This is a genomic window from Bradyrhizobium icense (genome assembly GCF_001693385.1).
Classification (GTDB): domain Bacteria; phylum Pseudomonadota; class Alphaproteobacteria; order Rhizobiales; family Xanthobacteraceae; genus Bradyrhizobium; species Bradyrhizobium icense.
Map to the genome: position 1 here is coordinate 3,979,599 of NZ_CP016428.1, position 26,996 is coordinate 4,006,594.

At 62.6% G+C, this 26,996-nt stretch carries 25 protein-coding genes; 19 read left to right on the plus strand and 6 right to left on the minus strand.

Annotation, left to right across the window (positions count from 1 at the left end):
* From nuoL to LMTR13_RS18840, 11 genes are all read left to right on the plus strand, one after another.
* On the plus strand, window positions 1-2,073 hold the full coding sequence (gene nuoL, locus LMTR13_RS18790; RefSeq protein WP_065729124.1) for an NADH-quinone oxidoreductase subunit L: 2,073 nt from the start codon (window positions 1-3) through the stop codon (window positions 2,071-2,073).
* The gene (locus LMTR13_RS18795) at window positions 2,073-3,584 is read left to right on the plus strand and encodes an NADH-quinone oxidoreductase subunit M (RefSeq protein ID WP_065729125.1); all 1,512 of its coding nucleotides are present in this window, start codon (window positions 2,073-2,075) and stop codon (window positions 3,582-3,584) included. Before nuoL ends, LMTR13_RS18795 begins: the two co-directional genes overlap by 1 nt.
* Before the next feature lie 68 nt (window positions 3,585-3,652).
* Window positions 3,653-5,089 (plus strand): NADH-quinone oxidoreductase subunit NuoN, encoded by a 1,437-nt coding sequence (gene nuoN, locus LMTR13_RS18800; RefSeq protein WP_065729126.1) that lies wholly within the window; start codon window positions 3,653-3,655, stop codon window positions 5,087-5,089.
* Window positions 5,090-5,902 (plus strand): biotin--[acetyl-CoA-carboxylase] ligase, encoded by an 813-nt coding sequence (locus LMTR13_RS18805; RefSeq protein WP_065729127.1) that lies wholly within the window; start codon window positions 5,090-5,092, stop codon window positions 5,900-5,902.
* Window positions 5,902-7,572, plus strand: coding sequence for a ribonuclease J (locus LMTR13_RS18810; RefSeq protein ID WP_065729128.1), 1,671 nt, complete (start codon window positions 5,902-5,904; stop codon window positions 7,570-7,572). Before LMTR13_RS18805 ends, LMTR13_RS18810 begins: the two co-directional genes overlap by 1 nt.
* A 67-nt stretch (window positions 7,573-7,639) precedes the next feature.
* Window positions 7,640-8,044 (plus strand): methylmalonyl-CoA epimerase, encoded by a 405-nt coding sequence (gene mce / locus LMTR13_RS18815; protein WP_065729129.1) that lies wholly within the window; start codon window positions 7,640-7,642, stop codon window positions 8,042-8,044.
* Window positions 8,045-8,050: 6 nt separating this feature from the next.
* A complete protein-coding gene (locus tag LMTR13_RS18820; protein ID WP_065729130.1) occupies window positions 8,051-8,326 on the plus strand; it encodes a DUF1467 family protein in 276 nt (91 codons plus the stop codon).
* Between the two features lie 193 nt (window positions 8,327-8,519).
* Window positions 8,520-9,128: a class I SAM-dependent methyltransferase gene (locus tag LMTR13_RS18825; RefSeq protein WP_065729131.1), complete on the plus strand. Its 609-nt coding sequence runs from the start codon at window positions 8,520-8,522 to the stop codon at window positions 9,126-9,128.
* Between the two features lie 144 nt (window positions 9,129-9,272).
* Window positions 9,273-10,580, plus strand: a complete 1,308-nt coding sequence (mtnK, locus tag LMTR13_RS18830) for an S-methyl-5-thioribose kinase (RefSeq protein WP_065729132.1) — start codon at window positions 9,273-9,275, stop codon at window positions 10,578-10,580.
* Window positions 10,581-10,702: 122 nt separating this feature from the next.
* Window positions 10,703-11,902: an adenylate/guanylate cyclase domain-containing protein gene (locus LMTR13_RS18835; RefSeq protein ID WP_065729133.1), complete on the plus strand. Its 1,200-nt coding sequence runs from the start codon at window positions 10,703-10,705 to the stop codon at window positions 11,900-11,902.
* A 366-nt stretch (window positions 11,903-12,268) separates the two neighbouring features.
* Window positions 12,269-12,808, plus strand: a complete 540-nt coding sequence (locus tag LMTR13_RS18840; RefSeq protein ID WP_065729134.1) for a hypothetical protein — start codon at window positions 12,269-12,271, stop codon at window positions 12,806-12,808.
* Here LMTR13_RS18840 and LMTR13_RS18845 read toward each other — a convergent pair.
* The 4 genes from LMTR13_RS18845 to LMTR13_RS18860 form a co-directional block, all read right to left on the minus strand.
* The gene (locus LMTR13_RS18845) at window positions 12,765-13,802 is read right to left on the minus strand and encodes an ABC transporter permease (RefSeq protein WP_065729135.1); all 1,038 of its coding nucleotides are present in this window, start codon (window positions 13,800-13,802) and stop codon (window positions 12,765-12,767) included. The genes LMTR13_RS18840 and LMTR13_RS18845 overlap by 44 nt on opposite strands.
* A gap of 10 nt (window positions 13,803-13,812) precedes the next feature.
* Window positions 13,813-15,315 carry a sugar ABC transporter ATP-binding protein gene (locus LMTR13_RS18850; RefSeq protein WP_065729136.1) on the minus strand — a complete coding sequence of 501 codons (1,503 nt, stop codon included), beginning with the start codon at window positions 15,313-15,315 and terminating at the stop codon, window positions 13,813-13,815.
* 6 nt (window positions 15,316-15,321) lie between these two features.
* Window positions 15,322-16,341 (minus strand): sugar ABC transporter substrate-binding protein, encoded by a 1,020-nt coding sequence (locus tag LMTR13_RS18855; protein ID WP_065729137.1) that lies wholly within the window; start codon window positions 16,339-16,341, stop codon window positions 15,322-15,324.
* Window positions 16,342-16,492: 151 nt separating this feature from the next.
* Window positions 16,493-16,894, minus strand: a complete 402-nt coding sequence (locus tag LMTR13_RS18860; RefSeq protein WP_065729138.1) for a globin — start codon at window positions 16,892-16,894, stop codon at window positions 16,493-16,495.
* 465 nt (window positions 16,895-17,359) lie between these two features.
* On the opposite strand from LMTR13_RS18860, the gene LMTR13_RS18870 reads away from it, so the two are divergent.
* The 8 genes from LMTR13_RS18870 to LMTR13_RS18905 all read left to right on the plus strand — a co-directional run bounded on the left by LMTR13_RS18870 (window position 17,360) and on the right by LMTR13_RS18905 (window position 26,264).
* On the plus strand, window positions 17,360-17,734 hold the full coding sequence (locus LMTR13_RS18870) for a DUF2946 domain-containing protein (RefSeq protein ID WP_083219474.1): 375 nt from the start codon (window positions 17,360-17,362) through the stop codon (window positions 17,732-17,734).
* A gap of 93 nt (window positions 17,735-17,827) precedes the next feature.
* Window positions 17,828-20,215 carry a TonB-dependent receptor family protein gene (locus tag LMTR13_RS18875; protein ID WP_065729141.1) on the plus strand — a complete coding sequence of 796 codons (2,388 nt, stop codon included), beginning with the start codon at window positions 17,828-17,830 and terminating at the stop codon, window positions 20,213-20,215.
* A gap of 29 nt (window positions 20,216-20,244) precedes the next feature.
* Complete coding sequence (locus LMTR13_RS18880; RefSeq protein ID WP_065729142.1) at window positions 20,245-21,459, plus strand: sialidase family protein; 1,215 nt, start codon at window positions 20,245-20,247, stop codon at window positions 21,457-21,459.
* A complete protein-coding gene (locus tag LMTR13_RS18885) occupies window positions 21,456-21,965 on the plus strand; it encodes a TlpA disulfide reductase family protein (protein WP_065729143.1) in 510 nt (169 codons plus the stop codon). Before LMTR13_RS18880 ends, LMTR13_RS18885 begins: the two co-directional genes overlap by 4 nt.
* Window positions 21,966-22,077: 112 nt before the next feature.
* On the plus strand, window positions 22,078-22,602 hold the full coding sequence (locus LMTR13_RS18890; RefSeq protein ID WP_065729144.1) for a copper chaperone PCu(A)C: 525 nt from the start codon (window positions 22,078-22,080) through the stop codon (window positions 22,600-22,602).
* A gap of 286 nt (window positions 22,603-22,888) precedes the next feature.
* A complete protein-coding gene (proS, locus tag LMTR13_RS18895; RefSeq protein ID WP_065729145.1) occupies window positions 22,889-24,208 on the plus strand; it encodes a proline--tRNA ligase in 1,320 nt (439 codons plus the stop codon).
* A gap of 69 nt (window positions 24,209-24,277) precedes the next feature.
* On the plus strand, window positions 24,278-25,558 hold the full coding sequence (locus LMTR13_RS18900; RefSeq protein WP_065729146.1) for a lipoprotein-releasing ABC transporter permease subunit: 1,281 nt from the start codon (window positions 24,278-24,280) through the stop codon (window positions 25,556-25,558).
* Between the two features lie 7 nt (window positions 25,559-25,565).
* Window positions 25,566-26,264, plus strand: coding sequence for an ABC transporter ATP-binding protein (locus LMTR13_RS18905; protein ID WP_065729147.1), 699 nt, complete (start codon window positions 25,566-25,568; stop codon window positions 26,262-26,264).
* A 6-nt stretch (window positions 26,265-26,270) separates the two neighbouring features.
* On the opposite strand, the gene LMTR13_RS18910 is transcribed toward LMTR13_RS18905, so the two are convergent.
* Both LMTR13_RS18910 and LMTR13_RS18915 read right to left on the minus strand, forming a co-directional pair.
* Window positions 26,271-26,534, minus strand: coding sequence for a DUF3551 domain-containing protein (locus LMTR13_RS18910; RefSeq protein ID WP_065732799.1), 264 nt, complete (start codon window positions 26,532-26,534; stop codon window positions 26,271-26,273).
* A 167-nt stretch (window positions 26,535-26,701) separates the two neighbouring features.
* Window positions 26,702-26,995 carry a DUF3551 domain-containing protein gene (locus LMTR13_RS18915; protein WP_065729148.1) on the minus strand — a complete coding sequence of 98 codons (294 nt, stop codon included), beginning with the start codon at window positions 26,993-26,995 and terminating at the stop codon, window positions 26,702-26,704.
* Window position 26,996 lies beyond the last annotated feature (1 nt).

A 26,996-nucleotide genomic window follows, 5' to 3' on the forward strand; every position in this document is an offset into this window, starting at 1 on the left:
ATGGTTCAGGCAATCGTCTTTCTGCCGCTGCTGGGCGCCATTCTGGCTGGCCTGATCGCGATCTTCGGGGCGCATGCGCGCAACCCGAGCGGCGATGAGGTCAAGCATCACGACCACGGACATCACGATCAAGGCCTTGGCGATCATGCGCGCGCTGCCGCAGCCCATGACGATCACGGCCACGACGACCATCACGTCTCCGAGCCGCCGGCCCAGGGTTCGCGCGCGGCTGAACTGATCACCACAGGACTTCTGTTCGTGTCCGCCGCGCTTTCCTGGGTGACGCTGGTCGATGTCGGCTTCTTGCACCATGACGCCCGGATTGCGCTGTTCCCCTGGATCAATTCCGGCGATCTGCAGGTGTCGTGGGCGCTGCGCGTCGATACGCTGACCGCCGTGATGCTGGTGGTGGTCAACACCGTCTCCTCGCTCGTGCATCTCTATTCCATCGGCTACATGGACGAGGACCCGTATCGGCCGCGCTTCTTCGCCTATCTGTCCCTGTTCACGTTCGCGATGCTGATGCTGGTGACCGCTGACAACCTGGTCCAGCTCTTCTTCGGCTGGGAGGGCGTCGGTCTGGCGAGTTACCTCCTGATCGGGTTCTGGTACCAGAAGCCGTCGGCGAACGCGGCGGCGATCAAGGCCTTCGTGGTCAACCGCGTCGGCGATTTCGGCTTTGCGCTCGGCATCTTTGCCGTCTTCATGCTGCTCAACACCACCGATTTCGAGACCATCTTTGCCGGCGCGCAGGGGCTCTCGGGCAAGACCATCAATTTCTTCGGCTGGCACGCCGATGCGCTGACGCTGATCTGCCTGCTGTTATTCATGGGCGCGATGGGGAAGTCTGCCCAGTTCCTGCTGCACACCTGGCTGCCGGACGCGATGGAAGGCCCGACGCCGGTCTCGGCGCTGATCCACGCTGCGACCATGGTGACGGCAGGCGTGTTCATGGTGGCGCGGCTGTCGCCACTGTTCGAACTGGCGCCCAACGCGCAGGCCGTCGTGATGTTCTTCGGCGCCACCACCGCGTTCTTTGCGGCGACCGTCGGCCTCGTTCAAAACGACATCAAGCGCATCGTCGCCTATTCGACCTGTTCGCAGCTCGGATACATGTTCGTGGCGATGGGAGCAGGGGCCTATTCGGTCGGCATGTATCATCTGTTCACCCACGCCTTCTTCAAGGCGCTGCTGTTCTTAGGGTCAGGCTCGGTGATCTACGCGATGCACCACGAGCAGGACATCCGCAACATGGGCGGGCTGTGGCGCAAGATACCCTACACCTATGCGGTGATGGTGATCGGCACGCTTGCGCTGACCGGCTTCCCACTGACTGCGGGCTATTTCTCCAAGGACGCGATCATCGAGTCGGCCTATGTCGCGCACAACCCGTTCGCGTATTACGGCTTCGCGATGACGGTGATCGCGGCTGGCCTGACCTCGTTCTATTCGTGGCGCTTGATCTTCAAGACGTTCCACGGCGAGCCGCACGACCAGCACCATTACGAGGCCGCCCATGAGTCGCCGCTGTGGATGCTGATTCCGATCGGCATCCTCGCCGCCGGTTCGATCCTGGCCGGTTTCCCGTTCTACGAACTGTTTGCCGGCCACGGCGTGGGTGAGTTCTTCCGCGAATCGCTGAAGATGCATCCGAACATCATCGACGAGATGCACCATATTCCGAAGACCATCGTCTATCTGCCGACCGTCATGATGGGGATTGGCCTTTATATCGCTTATGTCTTCTACATCCGCCGGCCGTATCTGCCGGTCGAACTCGCCAATCAGCATCAGATGCTCTACCATTTCCTGCTCAACAAATGGTATTTCGACGAGCTCTATGAAATCATCTTCGTTCGCCCGGCGAAGTGGCTCGGCCGCTTCCTGTGGAAGAAGGGCGATGGCTTCGTCATCGACGGCTTCGGTCCGGATGGTGTCTCGGCGCGCGTGCTCGATGTCACCCGCAACGTGGTGAAGATCCAGACCGGCTATCTCTATCACTATGCCTTTGCGATGCTGATCGGGGTCGCAGGGTTGATCACCTGGTTCATGTTCGGCTTGGGAGGCCAGTAATGACAACCTGGCCGATACTCTCCGTCGTCACCTTTCTGCCGCTGCTCGGCGCGCTGGTGGTCTATCTCAGCCGTGGCGACGACGAAGCCGCACAGCGCAATGCGCGCTGGATCGCGCTGTGGACCACGCTGGTCACATTCGCCGTGTCGCTGATCCTCGTCTGGCGTTTCGATGCCGCAAGTGCGGACTTCCAGTTCGTCGAAAAGGCGAACTGGCTCGCCAGCGGCATCAACTATCACATGGGAGTCGACGGCATCTCGCTGCCGTTCGTGATCCTGACCACCGCCTTGATGCCGTTCTGCATCATCGCGAGCTGGAAGTCCGTCACCAACCGCGTGCGCGAATACATGATGGCGTTCCTGCTGCTGGAAACGCTGATGGTCGGCACGTTCTCGGCGCTCGACCTCGTGCTGTTCTATCTGTTCTTCGAAGGCGGCCTGATCCCGATGTTCCTGATCATCGGCGTCTGGGGCGGCCCGCGGCGGGTCTACGCGTCGTTCAAGTTCTTCCTCTACACGCTGCTCGGCTCGGTCTTGATGCTGCTGGCGATCATGGCACTGTACTGGAATGCCGGCACCACCGACATCCCGACCTTGATGCAAACCGCCGTGCCGCGCTCGTTGCAGACCTGGGCCTGGCTGGCATTCTTTGCGTCGTTTGCGGTGAAGATGCCGATGTGGCCGGTGCACACTTGGTTGCCCGACGCGCACGTCGAGGCGCCGACGGCAGGCTCGGTGATCCTGGCCGCGATCCTGTTGAAGATGGGCGGCTACGGCTTCCTGCGCTTCTCGCTGCCGATGTTCCCGCTGGCGTCGCATGACTTTGCGCCGCTGATCTTCTCGCTGTCGGTGATCGCCATCGTCTACACCTCGCTGGTGGCGTTGATGCAGGAAGACATCAAGAAGCTGATCGCCTATTCGTCGGTGGCTCATATGGGCTTCGTCACCATGGGCATCTTCGCCGCGACCACGCAAGGCGTCGCCGGCGGCGTGTTCCAGATGGTGTCGCACGGCATCGTCTCCGGCGCGCTGTTCCTGTGCGTCGGCATCGTCTACGACCGCATGCATACCCGCGAGATCGTGGCCTATGGAGGCCTCGTCAACCGGATGCCGCTCTACGCGCTGGTGTTCATGGTGTTCACCATGGCCAATGTCGGGCTGCCCGGCACGAGCGGCTTCGTCGGCGAGTTCATGACGCTGCTCGGCACCTTCAAGGTCTCGATCCCGACAGCGACCTTTGCCACCCTCGGCGTCATCCTGTCGGCGGGCTATGCGCTGTGGCTCTATCGCAAGGTCGTGTTCGGCGCGCTGACCAAGCCGTCGCTCGCCAGCATCAAGGACCTGACGCCCCGCGAAAGCCTGACGCTGTTCCCGCTGGTCGCGCTGACCATCCTGTTCGGCGTCTATCCGAAGCCGGTGCTCGACATGTCGGCGGCCTCGGTTCAGCAACTCGTCAACAATTACAATGCCGCCGTGACTGCCGTGAAGGCAGCCGCGCTGGTCGCGCAATAACGTAGCGTTTTCAAGCGAAGTGGAGAAGCCGGTTCGCATGAAGAAGACGCGCCAAGGATAAGAACGTCATGAGCTTTTCGAGTGCAGGTTATCAGTTGCTACCGGTATTGCCGGAGCTGGTGCTCGCCATCGGCGCCATGGCGCTGTTGATGCTCGGCGCGTACCGAGGGCAGGAGACGACCCGTCTGGTCACCAGCCTCGCGGTGGTGCTGCTGGTCGTCACCGGCGCGCTGGAACTGATGTTGCCCGCCGGCAAGCTCACGACCTTCGGCGGCAGCTTCATCGTCGACGACTTTGCGCGCTTCCTGAAGATCCTTGCGATCATCGGCTCGGCGGTTACGCTGATCCTGTCGACGGAGTTTCTGTCCGATCCGTCGCGGCGGATTTTCGAATATTCGATCCTGGTGCTGCTCTCCACGCTCGGCATGATGGTGCTGATCTCGGCCGCCGACCTGATCATGCTCTATCTCGGGCTCGAGCTGATGTCGCTCGCGCTTTACGTGGTCGCGGCAAGCAACCGCGACAACGCGAAGTCGACCGAGGCCGGCCTGAAGTATTTCGTGCTCGGCGCGCTGTCCTCCGGCATGCTGCTCTATGGCGCCTCGCTGATCTACGGTTTCACCGGCACGGTCGATTTTGCGGGCATCGCTGCGGCGGTGAAGACCGGCAGCGTCGGCATCGTCTTCGGCCTCGTGTTCCTGCTGGCCGGGCTCTGCTTCAAGGTATCCGCCGTGCCGTTCCATATGTGGACGCCCGATGTGTATGAGGGCGCGCCGACGCCGGTTACGGCGTTCTTTGCCTCGGCGCCGAAGGTCGCAGCCCTTGCGGTGTTCACCCGGGTGACGCTGACCGCTTTCCCGGGCATCGTCCCGCAATGGCAGCAGATCCTGGTGTTCGTCGCGATCGCCTCGATGGCGCTCGGTTCGTTCGCCGCGATCGGGCAGCGGAACATCAAGCGCCTGATGGCCTATTCGTCGATCGGCCATATGGGATTTGCGCTGGTCGGGCTCGCGTCGGGCACGGTGGAAGGCGCGCAGGGCGTGCTGGTCTATATCGCGATCTACGTCGCGATGACGCTGGGCTCGTTTGCCGTCATCCTGACCATGAAGCGCAACGGGCAGGCGGTCGAGCAGATCAGCGATTTCGCAGGCCTGTCGCGCACCAATCCGATGCTGGCGTTCTTCTTTGCGATGCTGCTGTTCTCGCTGGCCGGCATTCCGCCGCTGGCGGGCTTCTTTGCCAAATGGTACGTGTTCGTCGCCGCGATCAAGGCGGGCCTGTTCACGCTCGCCGTCATCGGCGTGCTGACCAGCGTCGTGGGCGCGTTCTACTATCTCACCATCATCAAGGTGATGTATTTCGACGAGCCGGCCGGCCAGGTTGAGCCGATGCGCATCGAACTGCGCACGGTGCTGGCGGTTGCCGGCATCTTCAACATCTTCTTCTTCGTCTACCCGGGGCCGCTGGTCAGCGTCGCCACGGCGGCGGCGAAGTCGTTATTCTAGATGACGTTCACGCTCGGACCGCGAGCCACCGCGGCGGGCTACAAGCTCGCCGCCTTCGACCGGATCGGCTCGACCAATGCCGAGGCCATGGCGCGCGCCCGCGAAGGCGAGCGTGGACCGACGTGGTTCGTCACGACGGAGCAGACGGCGGGGCGCGGCCGCCGGCAGCGCGCCTGGAGCGCGCCGCGCGGCAACCTCGCCAGCAGCATTCTCGAAGTCATGGATGTGTCGCCGGCCGTGGCAGCGACGCTTGGCTTTGCCGCCGGACTTTCGCTGGAAAGCGCGCTGCAGAAACTCAGCCTGGAGGCCAATATGCGCCGGGCCGGCGCGGACCCCCTGAAATTCACCCTGAAATGGCCGAACGACGTGCTGGCGGAGCGGCAGAAGCTCGCCGGCATCCTGCTGGAGGCTGAAGCTGTGGCGGGCAACCGGCTCGCCGTGGTGGTCGGCATCGGCACCAATGTCATTGCCGCGCCCGAGGGCACGCCGACGCCGGCGACCTCGCTCGCCGCGCTCGGCGTCCATGTCGGCGCGGAGGAGCTTTTCACGGCGCTGTCGGAGGCCTGGGTTGAATTCCGCGGCATTTGGGACAACGGCCGCGGCTTCGCCGACATTCGGAAAGCCTGGCTGGAGCATGCCTTCGGTCTCGGCGAGCGGGTCGCGATCAACACGGGAACCGCGACCGTCGAAGGCACGTTCGACACCATCGACGAGAGCGGCTGCCTGATCGTTCGCAATGCCGAGGGCAAGCGCGCAGCCGTCACGGCGGGCGAGGTCTATTTCGGTGCGGCAGCGTCAGTAGGAGCAGCCTGATGGCGCGGCCGGATGAACTGACCTTTGCGCCGCTCGGCGGCGTCGGCGAGATCGGCATGAACCTGTCGATCTATGGGCTCGGCAACCGCCACCAACGGTCCTGGCTCGCGGTCGATCTCGGCGTCTCCTTCGGTGACGAGGAGCATCTGCCGGGCATCGACCTGATCATGCCCGATATCCGCTTCCTGGAGAAAGAGCGCAACAACCTGATGGGCCTGGTGCTGACGCACGCCCATGAGGATCATTTCGGCGCCATCATGGATCTCTGGCCGAAGCTGCAATGCAAGGTCTATGCGACCCAATTCAGCGCTGCGCTGTTCGAGGCCAAATGCGCCGCCGAGCGCAACCCGCCGAAAATCCCGGTAACGGTGGTGCCGTCGGGAGGCCGCGTCGAGCTTGGGCCGTTCACCATCGAGTTCATTCCGGTCGCGCATTCGATTCCGGAATCGCATGCGCTGGCGATCCACACTTCGGTGGGCACCGTGCTCCATACCGGCGACTGGAAGATCGATCCGACGCCGATCATCGGCCTGCCGACCGACGAGCGGCGGCTGCGCGAACTAGGCGATGAGGGCGTGCTGGCGCTGGTCGGCGATTCCACCAACGCGGTGCGGGACGGACGCTCGCCGTCGGAAACCGAGGTCGCCGCCACCATCAAGAAGCTGGTCGGCGCCGCCAAGGGCCGGGTCGCCGTCACCACCTTTGCTTCCAACGTCGCGCGGGTCAAAGCCGTGGCGGACGCCGCCAAGGCCGCCGACCGCGAGGTGGTCGTGGTCGGCCGCGCCATGGAGCGCGTGGTGCAGGTCGCCCGCGAGACCGGCTATCTCGATGGCGTGCAGAACTTTCGCGGCGCCGATTATTACGGCCATTTCCCGCCCGACAAGGTGCTGGCGCTGTGTACCGGCAGCCAGGGCGAGCCACGCGCCGCGCTGGCCCGCATCGCCAACAACGACCATCCGCAGGTGACGCTGAACAAGGGCGACAGCGTGATCTTTTCCTCGCGCACCATTCCCGGCAACGAAAAGGCGGTCGGCTCCATCATCAACGGGCTGATCGTCCAGGGCATCGAGGTAATCACCGACCGCAACGATCTCGTCCACGTCTCCGGCCATCCGCGCCGCGACGAGCTGCGCGACCTGATCTCATGGGTGCGCCCGCAGATACTGATCCCCGTCCATGGCGAGGCGCTGCATCTGTCGGAGCATGCCAAGCTGGCGCGTGCCGCCGGCGTGCCCAAGGTCATGACCTGCCGCAATGGCGACCTGGTCAAGCTCGGGCCCGGCGACCCCGGCATCATCGACGAACTGCCGGCGGGCCGGCTCTACAAGGACGGCGCGATCCTGGAGGATTCCAAATCGCGCGCGGTCGTGGAACGGCGGCGGATGGGATTCGCCGGCTGCGCCTTTGTCGCCATCGCCATGACCGACAAGGGCGAGCTGGCCGACGATCCCGAGGTTGATCTCGTCGGCATCCCCGAGAAGAATGTGGCCGGCGAGCTCATCGACGAGATCGTGTTCGACGTGGTGGTCTCTACCGTTGAAGGCCTGCCGCGGGCGCGGCGGCGCGACGCCGACGCCACGGCGGAGTCGGTGCGCCGCGCGGTGCGGGCGGTCATTGCCGAGAACTGGGGCAAGAAGCCGATTTGCCTCGTTCACGTTCTGGCGGTTTGAGGTAGAGAGCGTTAGCGGACCGCGCGGGGTACGCCGGGAAACGCATCGAAGCAGGGAGTGGAGTGTCATGCTGGGCCGGCTCAATCACGTGGCAATCGCGGTCAAGGATGCGGAAAAGGCCGCAAAAATCTATGGCGGCGCGTTCGGCGCTGAAATTTCCGACGCCGTGCCGCTGCCGGAGCATGGTGTCATCACCGTGTTCGTGACGCTGCCCAACACCAAGATCGAGTTCATCCAGCCGCTCGGCGAAGCCTCGCCGATCGCCAAATTCGTCGAGCGCAATGCCGACGGCGGCATCCATCACATCTGCTACGAGGTGCCCGATATCGTTGCCGCGCGCGATACGTTGATTGCGCAGGGTGCGCGCGTGCTGGGCGACGGCGAGCCGAAGATCGGCGCGCACGGCAAGCCGGTGCTGTTTTTCCACCCCAAGGATTTTTCCGGCGCGCTCGTCGAAATCGAACAGGCTTGAACGCTGATGGCTTACAGCATCTCCACCGCGCTTGCGATCTACTTCGTGCTGTGGTGGGTCGTCCTGTTCACGACGCTGCCGTTCGGCGTCCGCAGCCAGCACGAGGACGGCGAGGGCGCTCCCGGCACCGATCCCGGCGCGCCGGTCATGGCGCGGATGGGCTGGAAGCTGCTCTGGACCACGATCGTTTCGGCCGTGATTTTCGGCATCGGGATGTGGGCGTATCACCAAGGCTATCTGAACATCGAGCGGCTCTCGAAGCTGATGGGGCTGCCGTTCTGACGCTTCGGGCCAGCAGACCGCCGTCATTGGGCTGACCTCGGTCAGGCTCAACACCATCATTCCGGGCTACACCCTGGTCGCCGAAAGCGTCTTTTGCGAATATGACCCCACCAAGATAAAGGCCGATATCGGTTCGAATTTCCTGGGACGGGAAACAGTGTAGGCTCAGCCTATGAGCCGTGTGAGTTCCTGAATGGCATCGGAGGAAGCCGGCCGGATCATCGATCTGTACCAGCGCAAGGCGCAGGACTGGATTGAGAGCCGCGCACGCGCCGGTCTGTTTGAAAAGCCCTGGCTTGAGCGTTTCCGATCGCTGCTTCCGCCCGCTGGCCCGATCCTCGATCTCGGTTGCGGCTCCGCCGAGCCGATGGCCGCGTATCTGATCGGGCTTGGTCATCCCGTCGTGGGCGTCGATTCCTCTCCGGCGATGATCGATGTCTGCCGAAAGCATTTTCCGGGGCAGGAATGGATCGTTGCCGATATGCGAACACTCGCCTTGCGGCGGCAATTTTCCGGCATCCTTGCTTGGGACAGTTTCTTTCACCTCGGCCACGATGACCAGCGCCGGATGTTTCCGTTGTTTCGCGAACACGCAGCGCCCAACGCGGCGCTGATGTTCACAAGCGGCCCCGCGCATGGCGAGGCGATCGGCAGTTTTAGCGGCGAGCCGCTGTATCATGCGAGCCTCGATGCGGCCGAATATCGTTCATTGCTCGATCGAAGCGGGTTTCGCGTGGTCTCGCATATCATGGAAGACCCCGACTGCGGCGGCCACACCGTCTGGCTCGCGCAGCTCATTTGAGACGTTTGGGCAAGTCGGGATGGCGGAGACACTGGCCGTCAGCAACGTCTTTTGGCTATGATCCAGTGAAAGAAAAAAGCCGGCTCCAAATTCCTGAAACGGGAGTGAACCGCGACTCCCGCGCCGGCACGGGGGGAGACCACGATGAGTTCACAGCGTCGACCATTGGCTGATCCGCGGCAGGACGAATATCGAATTCTTCATGAAGCCGACCTGCGGGACTACCTCGCAGGACTTCCCGAAGTCGCGGCCCGTCTTGGCGGCGCCCCGGCCTCGTGGTCCGTCGGCGAGGTCGGCGACGGCAACCTCAACCTCGTGTTCATCGTCAAGGGGACGGCGGCCGGCGTCGCGGTCAAGCAGGCGCTGCCTTACGTGCGGCTTGTCGGCGAGAGCTGGCCGCTGCCGCTATCGCGCTCGCACTACGAATATCTGGCGTTGACGCATCAGGCGCGGCTGGCGCCGGGACTGGTGCCTGATGTGCTGCACCACAACGAGGCGCTCGCGCTCGTCGTCATGGAGCTGCTCGAGCCGCACATCATCATGCGCAAGGGGCTGGTGGCCGGCACCACCTATCCGCGCTTCGTCGACGACATTACGACGTTTCTGGCGCGCACACTGTTCCTTTCATCCGATCTCGCAGTTTCCGCCGCCGAAAAGAAAGAGGGGATCGCCGCGTTCGCCGGCAACCATGCGCTCTGCAAGATCACCGAGGACCTGATCTTCACCGATCCCTACCGCGTGGCCGAGCAGAACCGCTGGACACAGCCCTGGCTGGATGCGACCGCGGCAGCCTTCCGCGAAGACCTCGACCTTCACGTCGCGGTCTCGCGGCTGAAGCTGAAATTCCTGAACGCGCCGGAAGCCCTGATCCACGGCGATCTCCACACCGGATCGATCATGGTGACGGAAGGCGAGACCAAGGTGATCGATCCCGAATTCGCATTCTATGGCCCGATGGGTTTCGATATCGGCGCCGTCATCGCCAATCTGCTGATGGCCTATCTGGCGTCCGCCGGCCATGAGCGTTCGCCGGGCGAGCGCCGCGCCTTCGAGACGTGGGTGCTGGAAACGGTCGAGAACGTCTGGAGCGACTTCGCCCGCGAGTTCCTGGACCTGTGGCGGACGCAAGCGGAAGGCGATGCCTATCCGCGGACGCTGTTCGAAGGCGATGCCGGTGCCGCGCGGTTGGAGGCCGAGCGGCAGGCCTATATGGCACGGCTGTTCGAGGATACCGTCGGATTTTCTGCCGCAAAGATCATCCGCCGCATTCTGGGGCTGGCGCACAATATAGATTTCGAATCGATCGAGGATCCAAAGCGGCGGGTGGTGTGCGAGGCGCGGAGCCTGCGGCTGGCGCGTGCGATGATGGTGGAGGCGGCCTCGTTTCCAACGATCAGCACCGTGACGAAAGCTGCGCGGGAAGCGCGCAACTGGCAGCCGGACTTCGCCTGATTGCTTCAGGTCCGTTCACGTTGCTTGCGGGCGAGACCCTGCCACGGACTCCATTGACGTCGTCGCGCCGGAACACGACATATCCTGTACCGTCGATCCAGAACACTGCTCAGGAGCAAGATATGAACGCGCCGCCAAAAATCGATCCCGTCGCCGCGCATCCTGACAGCGATGTTTTGCACTGGCTGACAAACGACACGCGCGATGAGCGCTTCATTGACAATATTTTCGCTGAGCTGTGTGTCCGGCTCCAGCGGGCGGGCATTCCTGTCAAGCGGGCGTCGCTTCATATCCTGATCCACCATCCGCAATGGCTTGGTGCACGGATCATGTGGGTCGATGGGATGCGCGAGGCAGAAATCGCGAGGGTCGACTACGATGTCAGGGAGCGATCCGAATACATCGGTAGCCCCGCCAACGAAATCCATGACGGTGCCACTGAGGTGCGCGAGAACCTCGAACGGGACCCGTCACCGGGCCGCAAGCACGCCGTCTATGACGAGATGCGGGAGAAAGGCCTGACCGACTATGTGGCGTGGCCGCTTTACCATACGCTCGGCAAGCGGCATATCGTGACCTTTGCAACCGACCGGCCCGGAGGTTTCGACGACGCGCATATCGGCTGCCTGTTGAAACTGTTGCCGATTCTGGCCCTGGTCAGCGAAATCCGTGTCAAGAACCGGCTGGCGCGAACCTTGCTCGAAACCTATGTCGGGTCCCACGCGGGCGAGCTGATTCTGGCCGGCGCCACCAGGCGCGGAAGCGGGACGACGGTACGCGCCGCGATCATGATCTGCGATCTGCGGGATTTCACCAGGATCTCCGACAACTGGCCGCGCGATGACGTCATTGATCTCTTGAACGGCTATTTCGACGCGATGTCGGAGCCGATTGCGCGACATGGCGGGGAAATACTGAAGTTCATTGGTGACGGTCTGCTTGCCATTTTTCCGCTGAGCCACCCGTCGGCCTGTGCAGATCTGCTGCATGCCGTGGCCGAAGCCCGTCAGGCCATGGTTGCTCTCAACGAAAAGAACAGCGAAGCCGGTCGTGCGCCGCTGAACTACGGCATTGGCGTCCACGTCGGAGACGTTATGTATGGCAATATCGGGTCGCGCAGCCGGCTCGACTTCACCGTCATCGGTCCTGCGGTCAACATGGCTTCGCGGCTCGAAACCCTCACCAAACAGTTGGGAAGAACTGTGCTGTTGTCCCGCGCATTCGCCGACTTCGTCGAGAGCGATTTCGATCTCGAGCGCGTCGGCGAATATCCGGTGCGCGGCTTCAGCGAGCCCATCGAGCTGTTTGCGTATCACGGCTAAAGGCCGATCTATCGTCAGTCCGCTTAGTCGGCCGTCCGCTTCCGCACTCGTTGCGCATAGCCGGGAGGCGGATGGCAACGCCCGTCGGGCGGTCCGCTCGGAAAAGCGCTGCGCATCGACGTTGATGACGAGCGCCGTCGGCAGGATCATACCGCCGCTCAATCTCTTCGAGCTGAATCGCGGACGCCCGCCGTGACGGCGATCTTCTCGATAGTTCCAGAATTAACCTTCGGCGCGGACATAAAGGTTAAATAGCAAGCTTACCCGAGGGATTTGGTTGCTCGCTTCCACAAGCAAGCTAACCGTCTAAGTCACATTTCGAGACATTTTGGTGTCTGTTCACATTTTCATTGAAGGAGCGCTGCCATGGCACGTTCAACAAACCCGCCGATTTTAGACGCGATCGATCTTGAGCGGGAGATCGAACAAGAGTTTCGCAAACTGCCAATTCACGAATCCCAGCCGACCGATTTCGCGCCGCCCTCCATACGCGCTCCGAATCTGGGGATGCCAGACTATGTGGAGCATAGCGACGGGGCCACGGAGATCGGCAAGCTGTCGGCTGAAGCTGTTGTCCGCGAATATGAAGCCGCGGCGAAAGACATCGAGGCGCTGGGCGTTGAGCTCATCGAGCGGGCCAGGCAGTGCGAGACCATGACGCGCGAAGCGCTGGCAGTGACCGAAGAACTGAAGGAAACCGCGGCGCGCTACCGCGCGGAGGCCAAACGCGTCTTCCTTCAAATCGAGAACTGCTCGTTGGTGACGGCGGAGGTCCGCAAGATCTGCGAAGAAATGCAGGAAAAGATCGCAGCTCCGGCCACGATCGAAGCCAAAGCCGGGAGTGAAGCGGAGCACCCCGGTCTTATTCAGCAGTCCGTTCCCGCAAGCGCTGCGCATAGACGTTGATGATCAGCGCCGCCAGCAGGATCAGGCCGCGGATTAATATCTTCAGGAAACTGTCGATGTTGACGTGGTCGAGTCCGTTGTTGAGGACGCCGAGCACGAACAGACCGACGATGGTGTTGCCGATGCCTCCACGGCCGCCGAACAGGCTGGTGCCGCCGACCACGACGGCGGCAATCGAATCCAGCAGGTAGGTGTCGAACTCGTTCTGCTGCGCGCTGCCGAAATGGGCAACGCCGAGCATGCCGCCGATGCCGGCGCAGACGGCTGATATCACCATGACGCTGCCGAGGATCAGCTTGACGTTGAGACCGGAGTATTCGGCGGCCTCGCGGTTGCCCCCGACCATGTAGACGTAGCGGCCGAAGCGCGTATAGGTCAGCACCAGATGGCCGCCGAGCAGCATCAGCGCGGCCACGATCACGATCCAGGGGATGCCCCCGATCGACGTTGATCCGAGCGTCGAGACCAGCGGGGGCACCTTGTAGGCGATCTGGCCGCGCACCAATAGCGCGGAGATGCCGGCCGCGATCTGCATCATCGCCAGCGTCATGATGAAGGAGGGGATGCCGATTACCGTCAGCCCGAACGCGTTGACGAGGCCGAGCAGGGCGCACAGCGCCAGCGCCAGGAGGATCGCGGCCCATCCGGGCATCGGGACGTTGGCAATGTTGACGTAGGATTCCTGCAGCGTGAAATAGGCGACCGCAATGCCGGTGACGTTGGCGATGGCTGCGATCGAGAGGTCGATTTCGGCGCACAGGATCACGAAAGTGAGGCCGACGGCGATGATGCCGGTGACCGATATCTGGGTCAGGATGTTACCGAAATTGTCCAGCGTTGCGAAAGAGGGACTGGCGGCGGCAAAGAAGCCGAACAGGCAGATCAGTGTCAGGAACGGGGCGATGTTGCGCATCTGAGAGCGCAGCATCACGGCGAACCGGTGCCGGCGTTTGCGATCCGAAGCGGGGACTGTCACGCTTTCACCTGAAGTCATGTCGGTCTCCTCACGCCGCTTCGAGCAGGCGGTCCTTGCTGATCCGTTCGTTGGAAAATTCCCGCACCACCGCGCCGCGCTTGAGAACGATGATGCGGTCGGCGAGCGACAGCACCGTCTCCGGCTCGGTGGAGAGCACGATCACGGCGAGCCCCTTGGCGCGCAAATCCCTGACGATGTGGATGACGTCGTCCTTGGCGCCGACATCCATGCCGCGGGTCGGCTCGCACAGCACCAGCAGCCGCGGCGGGTAGCTCAGCCACTTCGCCAGCGCCACCTTCTGCTGGTTGCCGCCCGAGAGCATGCCGAGATCGAGCTCGACGGCTGCGGGGCGGATCCGCAACTGGTCGACCTGCCGCGTGGCGATGGCGCGCTCGCGCGACGGCTTGAGCAGCAGGGATGAAATGCGGTCGAGGACGCTGATCGAGATGTTCTTGTAGACCGGCTCCTGGTGGAACAGCATGTCGCGCCGGCTCTCGGGCACGAAGGCTATTCCGGCACGGCGTGCGTCAGCCGTGCTGCGGAAGGTCTTCTGGTCGCCGGCGATCGCCAGCGTGCCCTGGTCGGGCTTGAGCTTGCCGAACAGGATCCGCGCCAGTTCGAGCTGGCCGCAGCCCATGAAGCCATAGATGCCGAGCACCTCGCCGGCGCGGACGTCGAACGAGACTTCGCGCAGGCTGCGGGCGAGCGAGAGCCCGCTGGCATTCAGCACCACCGCCTTCTCGGCGGGCGGCGGCAGCATGACGTCATGGGTGTAGGTCTCCTCCAGTGCCTCGCGACCCTTGCCGATCATGGCCTCGATCAGCGCGGGCTTGCTGGTCTCGGCGGCCCTGGTCTCCGCGACCTTCCGTCCATTGCGGAATACCGTCACGACGTCGGAGACGCGCAGGATGTCCTCAATGAAATGCGAGATGAAGACGATGCTGGTGCCTTCGTCGCGCAACCGCTTCAGGGTCGCGAACAGGCGCTCCACCTCGGGCGGCGACAGCGCCGAAGTCGGCTCGTCCAGGATGATGATGCGGGCCCCCGAAAACAGCACGCGGGCGATCTCGATCAGTTGCTGCAGGCCGATCGGAAGGTCGCCGAGCCGCGACATCGGGTCGACGTCGATGCCAAACCGCTTCAGTTGCTCGCCGGCCTCGCGCGCCATGCGCCGCCACTGCACGAAGCCGAAGCGGTTGGTCGGCTGGTTGCCGAGAAACACGTTTTCGGCGACCGTCAGGTCGGGTGCCACGCTGAGTTCCTGATGGACCATGGCGATGCCCGCCGCGTGTGCGTCGCGCACCGACCGAAAGCGGGTTTCCTTTCCGTCCAGGATGAAGCGGCCTGAGAAGTCCGCGTGCACGCCGGCGATGATTTTCATCAGCGTGCTTTTGCCTGCGCCGTTCTCGCCGACGAGACCGTGAATCTCGCCGGGAGAAAGCGCGAAGCCGACACCACGAAGGGCTTCGACGCCGCCGAAGGCCTTCGTGATCTCTTGCAGTTCGAGGATGGGCTTAAATCCCGCGGGCATGCTGGCTCAGATCAGGAAGTGGTCCTGCATCCATTGCATGCCCGCCGCGTTGGCCTTGGTCACGACCGGGCCGTCGGTGATGACGTGCTTCGGGATACCCTGTCCGCTCTTCTCGCCTGCGGTCACCGCGGCGACGCCGGCGACGATGGCGCCGCCATGGATGCGGCAGGAGGGATTGCGGACGGTCGCGAACATGCGGCCTTCGCTCACCGCCTGGATCGCCGGTGGCATGGCATCGACGCCGCCGATCAGGATATTGGTGCGGTTGCGCGCCTTCATGATGTTGTAGGCAGCCAGCGCCATGTCGTCATTGTGGAAGAACGCCGCGTCGATCTGCGGATGTTTGGTGAGATAGGTTTCCCACAGCCGTGCCGTCTTCGAGACATCCCAATCCGCGGGTTGCGTGTCCAGCACCTCGATGTTCGGGAACTGCTTCACCACCGTGTTGAAGCCCTTGGCTCTGCCCTGTGCGCCGGTATGGCCGAGCGCGCCCTGCGTCATGATGATCTTGCCCTTGCCGCCTATCGCGTTGCACAGCGCCTGGGTCACGGAAGCGCCCATGAATTCATTGTCGGGCGCCAGGAACGAATGCACCTTGATCTGGTCGAGCGGCGCGATCAGCGTGTCCATGTCGATCACGGGAATGCCGGCATCGATCATCTTCTGCACGGGCTGGGTCAGCGTGCCGATGCCAAATGCCTGGATGGCGACAAAGTCCCATTTTTGCGACGCCATGTTGTCGATCGCCGCGCGCTGCTTGACCGCGTCGAGCTGGCCGTCGAACCAGGTGACCTCGACGTTGAACAGCTTGCCCCACCATTCCGCCGCCTGCTTGCCCTGGGCGCACCAGGTCGCCTGCAGGCCTGCATTGGAGAACGCAGCCTTCAACGGTTTTTCCGAGCGTGCCGCTGCCGCCAGCGCTGGATTAATACCCAGTCCCCCGAGCAGGGCGGTGGCTGCGCCAGCCACGCCCGCGGCCTGAAGAAGGTCGCGCCTGGTCGTTGCCGTTTTGTCAGTTCCGGACATCGTTTGCTCCCTCGCTTATCGTTTGTTATCGCCGTCGGCGTCGATTGCACGCACCGCGGATCGAGGCAGTCTTTCACACCCAGCGCGTTTCCGCCACCGGATGACTTGATCGTCCGTCTCAATGAGCTCCAGGAGGCTTTGGTGCGCCGATTCACTGCGCTGCAACGAGACTTTCGATCTCGCCGAGCGATTTTTGCCACGCCGCATCGATTTCGTCCGACCAGTCTGCCCCGACCACATCGCGCAGCGTCTGCGCGATGATGCCGAAGAACGCGACGAACAATTCGCGCGGCGTGCCGAAACCGTCGTGCGACGAAACTTCCGATGCGATCAGGCGGAAATGGCCGCTGCGCTCGCCGGCAAAATCGAGAATGGCGTCGACCGCCAAAGCGAGCATCGAACCCTTGACGAGTTCGCTGCCCTCGGTGCGAAACATCGTCCGCGCTTCAGGATGCGACTCGAACAGGCGGCGATAGACCAGCGGCGTCAGATCTTCGCAGCGCTCGGCGGCCAGTGCAAAACTTCGCTCGATCGGATTTGACGATGCCGTCATTGTCGCTTGCGATCATCACGAAAAAAAAGAGCAGGGCACCAAGCCCTGCTCAAAAATTGTGTCGACCCTTAATTTCCTCGAAAATTTAGATTTGCTCTTGATTGACGAGGCGACGCTGCTTGTGCGCGTCAGGGCTCCTCCCGAGACTTGGACCACCAAGCTTTGCCTCTCGGCCAGCCTGAGCTTGAATTGGTAGACCATCTTTTTCGCCTTGTCACCATTTTCGGCAACGTTTGTTCAAAATTCCAGCACTCTGCGAAATGATTGGCAATCTGCTACTTTCAGTTGTGGATTTAGCTGCATTACCCCTGAGGCTTGGTATTATGGTAGGGGGGGCCTCCAAATGCTGCAAAACGCATCTCTTTTCGCCAAGTTTACTCCTTGAAGCCGCAACATAGTTCCAGGAACCTGATCTCGACTTCGGACTCCAGGGGTGATTAAGGTCTGAAGCGAATGGGTTTTGCGATGCGCCGCCGGCTGAGGAATTTCCTGCCAATCGTCCTGATTGCACTGGTGGTGCAGATTTTTGCACCGATCGGCGCATGCTGGGCGGCCAGCATCGCGGCCTCCGATCCGCTCGCCGGCGCCGTGATCTGCCACGGCAATGGCGCGCCTGGTGCCGGGCAGGCCGACCAGGCCGGCCACCGCGCCCATGACGGATGCTGTTCGGTTTGCAACGTGCTGCAGACCGGAGCCCCGGTCGACCCGCCGCAGATATCCGAGATCATCGCGATCGATCGCCAGGCCGAACGTGTGGTCTGGGTCGAGTTTACCCTCGACCGGTTCGCTTCCCGTGCCGGCTCGCATGCGCAGGCGCGCGCGCCTCCTGCCATTTCCTGACCTCACTTGACCTCCGTCAACCGGTGCGGCCGCCGCCGTGCCAGTTCGTTCAATTGAGCAAGCCGGCCAAAGAGCTGGCGTCAGGAATGTTCTATGTATCCTCATCGTGCCTTGGGGAGCGCGAGCCTGCTCGCGCTCGGCAGCGCGCTATCTCTCATGCCGTCGAATGCGACCGCCCAGACCGCACTGCCGGCGGTGACCATCGATGCGCCGCGCACCGCCACCCGGGCTGCGGCCCGCAAGCCGGTTGTTCGTGCGTCTGCCCGGACGCAGGCGAGGCCGCCTTCGGCGGACCCCGCGCCTGCTGCACCGCTAACCGCGGGCATCACCCCGAGCGTGGCGCGGGCTCTCCTTTACCAGGCGCCCAACGGCCAGACCGAGACGACCATCGACCGCAGCCGGTTCGAGAACCGGCCGGCGTTCTCCTTGGCCGACGTGCTGCGCGACAGCCCGGGTATCTCGGTGAAGCAGGGCAACGGGCCGCGCGATATCGGCATCTCGATTCGCGGTTCCAACGCCCGAAACGGTTTCGGCATCCGCAACCTCGTGATCTTTGACGACGGCTTTCCGGTCACGCAGCCGGACGGGCTTTCCCGCAGCGATCTGATCGACCCCAAGGCCTATGGCGCGATCGATGTCATCCGGGGTCCGTCGTCGGCGCTCTTTGGCAACTACGCGATCGGCGGCGCGCTTAATTTCCGCACCCGTCCGGGACGTACCATCGAGGGGGTCGAATACGGCGTCGATGGCGGCAGCTTCGGCTATCTCAACAACTACCTCGCCGCAGGCAAGAAGGTCGGCAATTTCGAGTATTCGCTGTTTGCCAGCGATGCGCGCGGCGATGGATTTATCGGCAATAGCTGGTTCAACACCCAGACGGTGAATTTCTTAGGCACGTTGCAGGCGACGCCCGATGACCGCTTCACCGTAAAATTCATCAACAACAATCTCGATACCCACCTTCCGCTCCGGTACACGCTCAACCAGTTCTACCAAAATCCGTTCCAGCAAGGCTGCGCGACGGGCGACGCCGCCGCAGTCGCACGTGGATGTGCAACGGTCTTGCTGAACAATAACGGCTTCAACACCGCCGCAGGAACCGATCGGGAAACGGCGCTACAGGCCGGCCTCGGGCGTAACGACCGCCGAACCATCGTCGGCGGGCGATGGGAGCACGATTTCGACAACACCACCACCTGGCGCAACCAGTTTGTGTTCGACGACCGCAACATCAATCAGCCGACCGGCGCCACCAGCGCGATCGGCGATTTTCCGTCGTACAACTACATGAGCGACATCACCAAGCGCGGCGAAATTTTCGGCTTGGAGTCCACTACCTATTTCGGCGCCTTCTACAACACGCTGACCGCGTCGAGCGATACGCGAATGCTGATGCCGGGCGGCAATGCGACGCTGGGCAGGCTGCAAAGCAATACCTGGAGCGAGACCACGAATTACGGCGTTCGTGCGCGCGAGGAATTGAAACTGACGCCGCAACTGACCGCCATTGCCGGCATCGGCTGGGAAACCACACATCTGAAGGGGATCAATACCGCTTACAATTACGGAACGTCGCCGGTTCCGAACCCGACGATCACCCCAACGACGGCCGACCGGCAATTCCAGAACACCGCGCCCGAGCTGGCACTTCTCTACAAGCTCAATCCCGAATGGCTGTTGCGCGCGCGCGTCGCCACCGGATATGGCACGCCGCAGGTCGGCAACCTCTTCAGTCTCTCTGACGGCACCAACGGCAACAATACGCAGCTAAGGACGCAGAGGAACATCGGCTATGATTTCGGCTTTGACTGGACGCCAAACACCACACTCAAATTCAGCGCGACCGCCTTCTATGAATTCTTCAAAGACGAACTTGTGACCCAGGCGACGCCGGCGGCAGGCATCACTTACACATTCAACGCGCCGCGGTCCGAGCATCGCGGGGTGGAACTCGCCGCCGACTGGAAATTCTATCCGGGCTGGCGCTTCACTGCAGCCTATACCTATCTCGATCAATTCTACACCGAATATACGGAAGACATCAGAAGCCAAGGCGCAGGCGGGACGGTCTTCAGCTTCAACCGCGCCGGCAACAAGATCCCTGGCATCTCGCCGCACGAACTGACGGCGCGGCTCGGCTATGAACAGATGTGGGGGCCGCTTGCAGGCCTCGGCGCGTTCGTCGAGGTGCAGTGGAAGGACTCGTTTTGGATGGACAACGCCAATCTGCAGAAGGCGCCCGGCTACGAACTGGTCAATCTCAACGTCCACTACAAGACGGACCTCGTGTCCGACTATTTCAAGTCGCTGAATCTCTACTTCGAGGTCAGGAACGTGTTCGACCGGACCTATGTGGCTTCCGCGAACAATATCGGAAACACGGTCACGGCCGCCGGCCTCCAAGGTCTCAGCACGGCCGGCTCGGTCTACGCCGGCTCGCCGCGCGCGTTCATTGCCGGAATGAAGCTGGCATTCAAATGACCGGACAACAACGCAGGAGGAGTAAAGCCATGCTGCGAATGAGCCTGCTCGCCACGCTCGCCTTCGCGCTTTGCCAAAGCGCAGCGAACGCACAAATGAGCCATCATCAGCATGCCTCGGAAGCGGCGTGCGAGGATGCCATCTTGCGCTGCGCGTCGAAGGTGACGCCGGCCTTCGCGCCGGACGGAACGCTGTGGCTCGCCTGGATGGCAGGCGGGCATATATCGGTAGCGAGTTCGAAGGATGAGGGCCGCAGCTTTTCTGCGCCGGTTCAGGTGACCAGGGAAAAACTCAACCTCGATTGGGGACCGGACGCACGGCCCCAGGTCGTCATCGAGAAGAATGGCGGCATTGCACTGGCGTTTTCGCGCTTCCGGGACAAGGCGTTCAATGGCCAGGTGCTGACCACCAGGTCGGCCGATGGCGGCCAGAGCTTTGCCGAGCTGCGGCCGATCACGTCGAGCAATGAGAGCCAGCGCTTCGTGGCGCTCGGTCTTGATGCGGACGGTTCGGTGTTTGCGGCCTGGATCGACAAGCGCAACCGTGTGCCGGCGCGTGAGGAGGGCAGGAAATACCAAGGCGCAGGGTTGTTCTTCGCGTCGTCGAAGGACGGCGGCGCGGTCTATTCCGAGACGCACCTGGCAGCCGACAACACCTGCGAATGCTGCCGGCTTGGCCTGGCGTTCGCAGGCCCGGGCCGCCCCGTGGTCGTGTTCAGGAACATCTTCGAAGGCGGCGTGCGGGATCACGCGATCATGACGTTCGCCGATCCGGATGCGCCGGGCGAGGTTCGCCGCGTCAGCAACGACGACTGGCAGATCGCCGCGTGCCCGCACCATGGGCCAAGCCTTTCCATCTCACCCGCGGGCACTTACCACGTGACGTGGTACACGAGCGGCAAGGCGCGCAAGGGGCTGTTCTACGCTCGCTCGCAGGACGAAGGCCGCACGTTTTCCGATCCGCTTCCGCTCGGCCGCGCCGATCGTAACCCGACACGGCCATACGTCCTTGCCGGTCCGCACGGCACCACCATGGTCTGGAAGGAGTTCGACGGCGAGAAGACGGCGATTAACGCGATGACGTCGCGCGACGAGGGCAAGAGCTGGTCAACGCCATCAGCGATCGCCACGACGACGGATACATCGGACCACCCGCTGCTGGTCAGCGATGGACGCAAGACCTACCTGTCCTGGATGACGAAGGCCGACGGCTATCGCCTTCTGCCGATCGGAGATGGATCATGAAACGCCTCCTGCTCGCCGCCATGTTCCTCCTAGCCTGTCTGGGCGCCGCGCCCGGCGCCGAGACGCCGTCCGGGCTTACGCTCAAGCCGTTTGTGCGCGGAAGCTGGCAGGACGTGCTGCGTTCGCATGCCGGGCGTCCGACTTTGGTGCATTTCTGGGGCGTTACCTGCGGTCCTTGCAAGGTCGAATTGCCGCTGCTCGGACAATTCATGAAGGACCATTCCGATAATATCGACGTCGTGATGATCAGCGCCGATCTGGTCCCGAACCTGGACAGCGCAACGCGTGCGATGCTGGAGAAGGCCGGGCTCGGGACAGTGGAGAACTGGATTTTCCGCGACGGCTTCGTCGAACGCCTTCGATTCGAGATTGACCCCGCCTGGCAGGGGGATATCCCACGCACGCTCCTGATCGGGCGGGATGGAACCGTCACCACGATCGAAGGTTCGGCAGAAATACCGGACATCGAAAAATGGTTGGTTCAGCAAAGGGCCGCGAACAAATAAGGATGCAATCCCGCTATTGTGAACACGAACGTAGCGTTCTCAAGTTAATGCGGCGGCGGCCCTCGGCCGTCCGTTGTGTGTCGGCCATACTTCATAAATCGAAAGACATCCGATGAAACGTGTCTTGCCATTCTTCGCCTTCGCCACCCTGTTTGCTCTCCTGGGCACGCCCACGCACGCCCAGGAGGTCAAGGCCGGAGACCTCGTCATCACGCAGGCCTGGAGCCGCGCGACGCCGAGCGGCGCAAAAATCGCCGGCGGGTATCTCACCGTCGAGAACAAGGGCAGCGCGCCGGACAGGCTTGTTGGCGGCTCGGGCGACAACATCGGCAAGGTCGAGATTCACGAGATGGCCATGAAAAACGGCATCATGACGATGCGGCCGCTCGACAAGGGCCTGCCGATCGAGCCGGGCAAGACCGTCAAGCTCGCGCCGGGCGGCTATCATCTGATGCTGATGGATCTGAAGCAGCCCTTCAAGCAGGGCAACAAGGTGCCGGTCACCCTCGAATTCGAGAAGGCGGGAAAGGTGACGTTGTCGCTCGACGTGCAGGGCGTTGGTGCGCAGGGGCCGGCGGGTGCGGATCATTCAGGCCACATGGGCACGAAGCACGATCATTCCGGCATGAAGAAATAGTGGGCGGCTTGCGTAGGCTTGTGTAGGGTGGGCAAAGGCGTATTTGCGCCGTGCCCACCATCTATCGGCAGATCGCTGGATATCGTGGGCACGCTTCCGCCTTTGCTCTTCGAGCTAGGCGGACAAGTCGCTTTGCGCACCCTGCAAAACCAACAGTTCACAGGCAAAACGACCTACAAATCCGCGTTTTCAGAGGCTTTTTCGCGGCTTCTGGCCTTGTGTTTTCGCACCCGATCCGGTTTCACTGCACCTCTTCCGGTAGCCCACTGATTCCTCGAGTTGTCCCATGCGGTTGTCGCGGTTTTTTCTACCCATCCTGAAAGAAAATCCGAAAGAGGCGGAGATCGTCTCGCATCGGCTGATGCTACGCGCGGGCATGATGCGGCAGGAGGCGGCCGGCATTTACGCCTGGCTGCCGCTGGGCTTCCGGGTTTTGAAGAAGATCGAGCAGATCGTCCGCGAGGAACAGGACCGCGCCGGCGCCCTGGAACTGTTGATGCCGACGCTGCAACTCGCCGACCTCTGGCGCGAGAGCGGCCGCTACGACGCCTACGGTCCGGAAATGCTCCGCATCAGCGACCGCCACAAGCGCGAACTGCTCTATGGGCCGACGAACGAGGAAATGATCACCGAGATCTTTCGCGCCTACGTCAAATCTTACCGGAACCTGCCGCTCAATCTCTACCACATCCAGTGGAAGTTCCGCGACGAGCAGCGTCCGCGCTTCGGCGTGATGCGCGGCCGCGAGTTCCTGATGAAGGACGCGTACTCCTTCGATATCGACGAGGCGGCGGCGCGCCGTTCCTATAACCGGATGTTCGTCGCCTATTTGCGCACCTTCGCGCGAATGGGATTGAAGGCGATTCCGATGCGCGCCGAGACCGGGCCGATCGGCGGCGATCTCAGCCATGAATTCATCGTGCTCGCGGAAACCGGCGAGTCCGGCGTATTCTGCAACAGCGACGTGCTGAACCTGCCGATCCCGCCCGACGACGTCGATTACGATGGCGATCTGACGCCGATTATCAAGCAATGGACGTCGGTCTATGCCGCAACCGAGGACGTCCACGATGCCGCTCGCTACGAGCGCGAAGTGCCGGCCGACAAGCGCGTCAACACGCGCGGCATCGAGGTAGGCCAGATCTTCTATTTCGGCACCAAATATTCCGATGCGATGAAGGCGCTGGTCGCCGGCCCCAACGGCGTCGACGTGCCGATCCATGGCGGCTCCTACGGTGTCGGTGTCTCGCGGCTCGTCGGCGCCATCATCGAGGCCTGCCATGACGATGCCGGCATCAAGTGGCCGGAAGCCGTGGCACCGTTCACGGCCGTGATCTTGAACCTGAAGCAGGGGGACGCTGCCGTCGATGGCGCCTGCGAGAAGCTTTATCGCGAGCTTCAGGCCAAGGGCGTCGATGTGCTCTATGACGACACCGACCAGCGCGCCGGCGCGAAATTCGCGGCCGCCGACCTGATCGGCATTCCCTGGCAGATTCTGGTCGGGCCGAAGGGCCTCGCCGAGGGCAAGCTCGAGGTCAAGCAGCGCAGCGACGGTTCGCGCGAGAACCTCAGCCCGGCGGAAGTGGTGGCGAAGATCGCGGGATAAGATATCCACCGCGGCTGTAATGTTGGCCAATAAGGCCACATTTGGCCCGAATCATGGGATTATCAAGTAATGGATGAGACCATGAACGAGACAGCTCGAACTCCGCCTTTTGCGCCCTTCGAATGGCTGCTGTCCGGGCGTTACTTGCGGGCGCGTCGCAAGGAAGGCTTCATTTCCGTCATCGCCGGCTTTTCGTTCCTCGGCATCATGCTCGGCGTCGCCACGCTGATCATCGTGATGGCCGTGATGAACGGCTTTCGCAAGGAACTCCTGGACAAGATCCTCGGGCTCAACGGTCATCTGTTGGTGCAGCCGCTGGAATCGCCGCTGACCGACTGGAAGGACGTCGCCGAGCGCATCAGCCAGGTCGACGGCATCCGCCTTGCCGCGCCGGTCGTGGACGGCCAGGCGCTGGCCTCCTCGGCCTTCAACGCCGCCGGCGTGCTGGTACGCGGCATGCGCTCTGCGGACCTGAACAACCTCACCTCGATCGCCAAGAACATCAAGCAAGGCACGATGGAGGGGTTTGACGAGGGGCAGGGCGTCATCATCGGACGGCGGCTCGCCGATCAATTGTCGCTGCATGCCGGCGACACCATCACGCTGGTTGCGCCCAAGGGCGCAGTGACTCCGATGGGCACGACGCCGCGCATAAAACCCTATAAGGTGGCGGCCGTGTTCGAGATCGGCATGTCGGAATATGACGCCAGCTTCGTGTTCATGCCGCTGCCGGAGTCGCAGGCTTATTTCAACCGCAAGGACGACGTCACTGCGATCGAGATATTCACGAGCAACCCCGATCGAATCGATGCGTTCCGCAAGAGCGTGACGGAGGCCGCAGGAAGACCGGTGTTTCTGGTCGACTGGCGGCAGCGCAACTCGACCTTCTTCAACGCGCTTCAGGTCGAGCGCAATGTGATGTTTTTGATCCTGACCATGATCGTGCTGGTTGCCGCGCTCAACATCGTCTCTGGGCTGATCATGCTGGTCAAGGACAAGGGCCAGGATATCGCCATCCTGCGCACCATGGGCGCCTCGCAGGGCTCGATCATGCGGATATTCCTGATCACGGGCGCTGCGATCGGCGTGGTCGGCACGCTGACCGGGTTTTTCGTCGGCATGCTGATCTGCCTGAATATCGAATCGATCCGGCAGTTCCTGTCCTGGATGACCAACACCGAATTGTTCTCGCCGGAACTTTATTTCCTCTCCCGGCTGCCGGCCGAGATCGATTTCGGCGAGACCACGGCGGTGGTGATCATGGCGCTGACGCTGTCGTTCCTGGCGACGCTCTATCCGTCCTGGCGCGCCGCGCGCCTCGATCCCGTCGACGCGCTCCGGTACGAGTGAGGACGAGATGGCCGAGGAGGCGGAAGATGTACCCGTTATCTATCTCCACGAGATAAAACGCGAGTACAGACAGGGCGAGGCGACGCTGACCATCCTCAACGGCGCCAAGCTTGCGCTGTGGGCGGGACAGTCGGTAGCGCTGGTGGCGCCGTCGGGGTCGGGCAAGTCGACGCTGCTGCACATCGCGGGCCTGCTCGAAAGCCCCGATGACGGCGAGGTCTATGTGGCGGGCACGCCGACCTCGCAACTATCCGACATCGACCGCACTCAGATCCGGCGCTCCGATATCGGCTTCGTCTATCAGTCGCATCGGCTGTTGCCGGAATTCACCGCGCTCGAAAACGTCATGCTGCCGCAGATGATCCGCGGCCTCAAACGTTCCGAGACGATCAAGCGCTCGCAGGAGATTTTGGCCTATCTCGGCCTCAGCGACCGCATCTCACACCGTCCGGCCGAACTGTCCGGCGGCGAGCAGCAGCGCGTCGCCATCGCGCGCGCGGTCGCCAATGCGCCGCGGGCGCTACTCGCCGACGAGCCGACCGGAAATCTCGATCCGCATACTGCCGATCACGTCTTCAAGGCGCTGATGCAACTCGTGAAGGCGACACAGGTCGCGATGTTGATCGCCACCCACAACATGGAGTTGGCCGGCCGCATGGACCGGCGGGTGTCGCTCGTCGACGGCCAGGTCGTCGAACTCGAATAACGGCGTTCAGTAAGCGTTGCGGTACCGTTTGTTGCGATATGCCGACGGTCCCTGAGCATGTGCGAAATAGGGGTTGATCACGCACTGTGCCGAGCGGCCCGACGCCGACATGTTGCATTGGGGTAGAGAAGTATAGGCACATTCGTAATAGCTGATCCGGCCATAGACATGCAGGCAGACCGGATAGCGGGGATCGTACGTCTGTGCTTGCGCCGGTGCAGCCGCCGAGGCTGCTCCGATTGCCAGAATTGCCAAAGCCAAAATGCGCATCAGAATCTCCTTGGGGACTGCATCGGTCCGCGTGTGCTGACGGCCAGCAGACATTCGACGCGTTCCGGCGTCAAATCACGTTCACGCGTTGGAAGTGCGGGCGCGCGGTGGCTCGCGTGCGGGATGTCTCGCGGGCGGGATGTCTCGCGGGCGGGCGGCTTCGCTACTCAGTATCTGCCGTAGCCGGGGGCCGGCGGCAGCGCGCGGCCGGGCAGCGGGCGATACGCGGCGGGCGGCGGTTCGCTCTCGCCGATATAATAGGGATTGGCAATGCAGGTGAGAAAGCGTCCCGAAGCGGTCGCCTGGCACTGCTCGTAACTCGTGAACGTGCAGTTGCTCAGGCCCGGCTGCTCGGTGCCTTGAATGCAGAAGGGATATCGTGTGCCGACCGCTTCGGCAGGCGCAGCACCGATAGCTGCCAATCCGATCGCAGTCAGCACGGCCAGAATCGCTCTACGCATT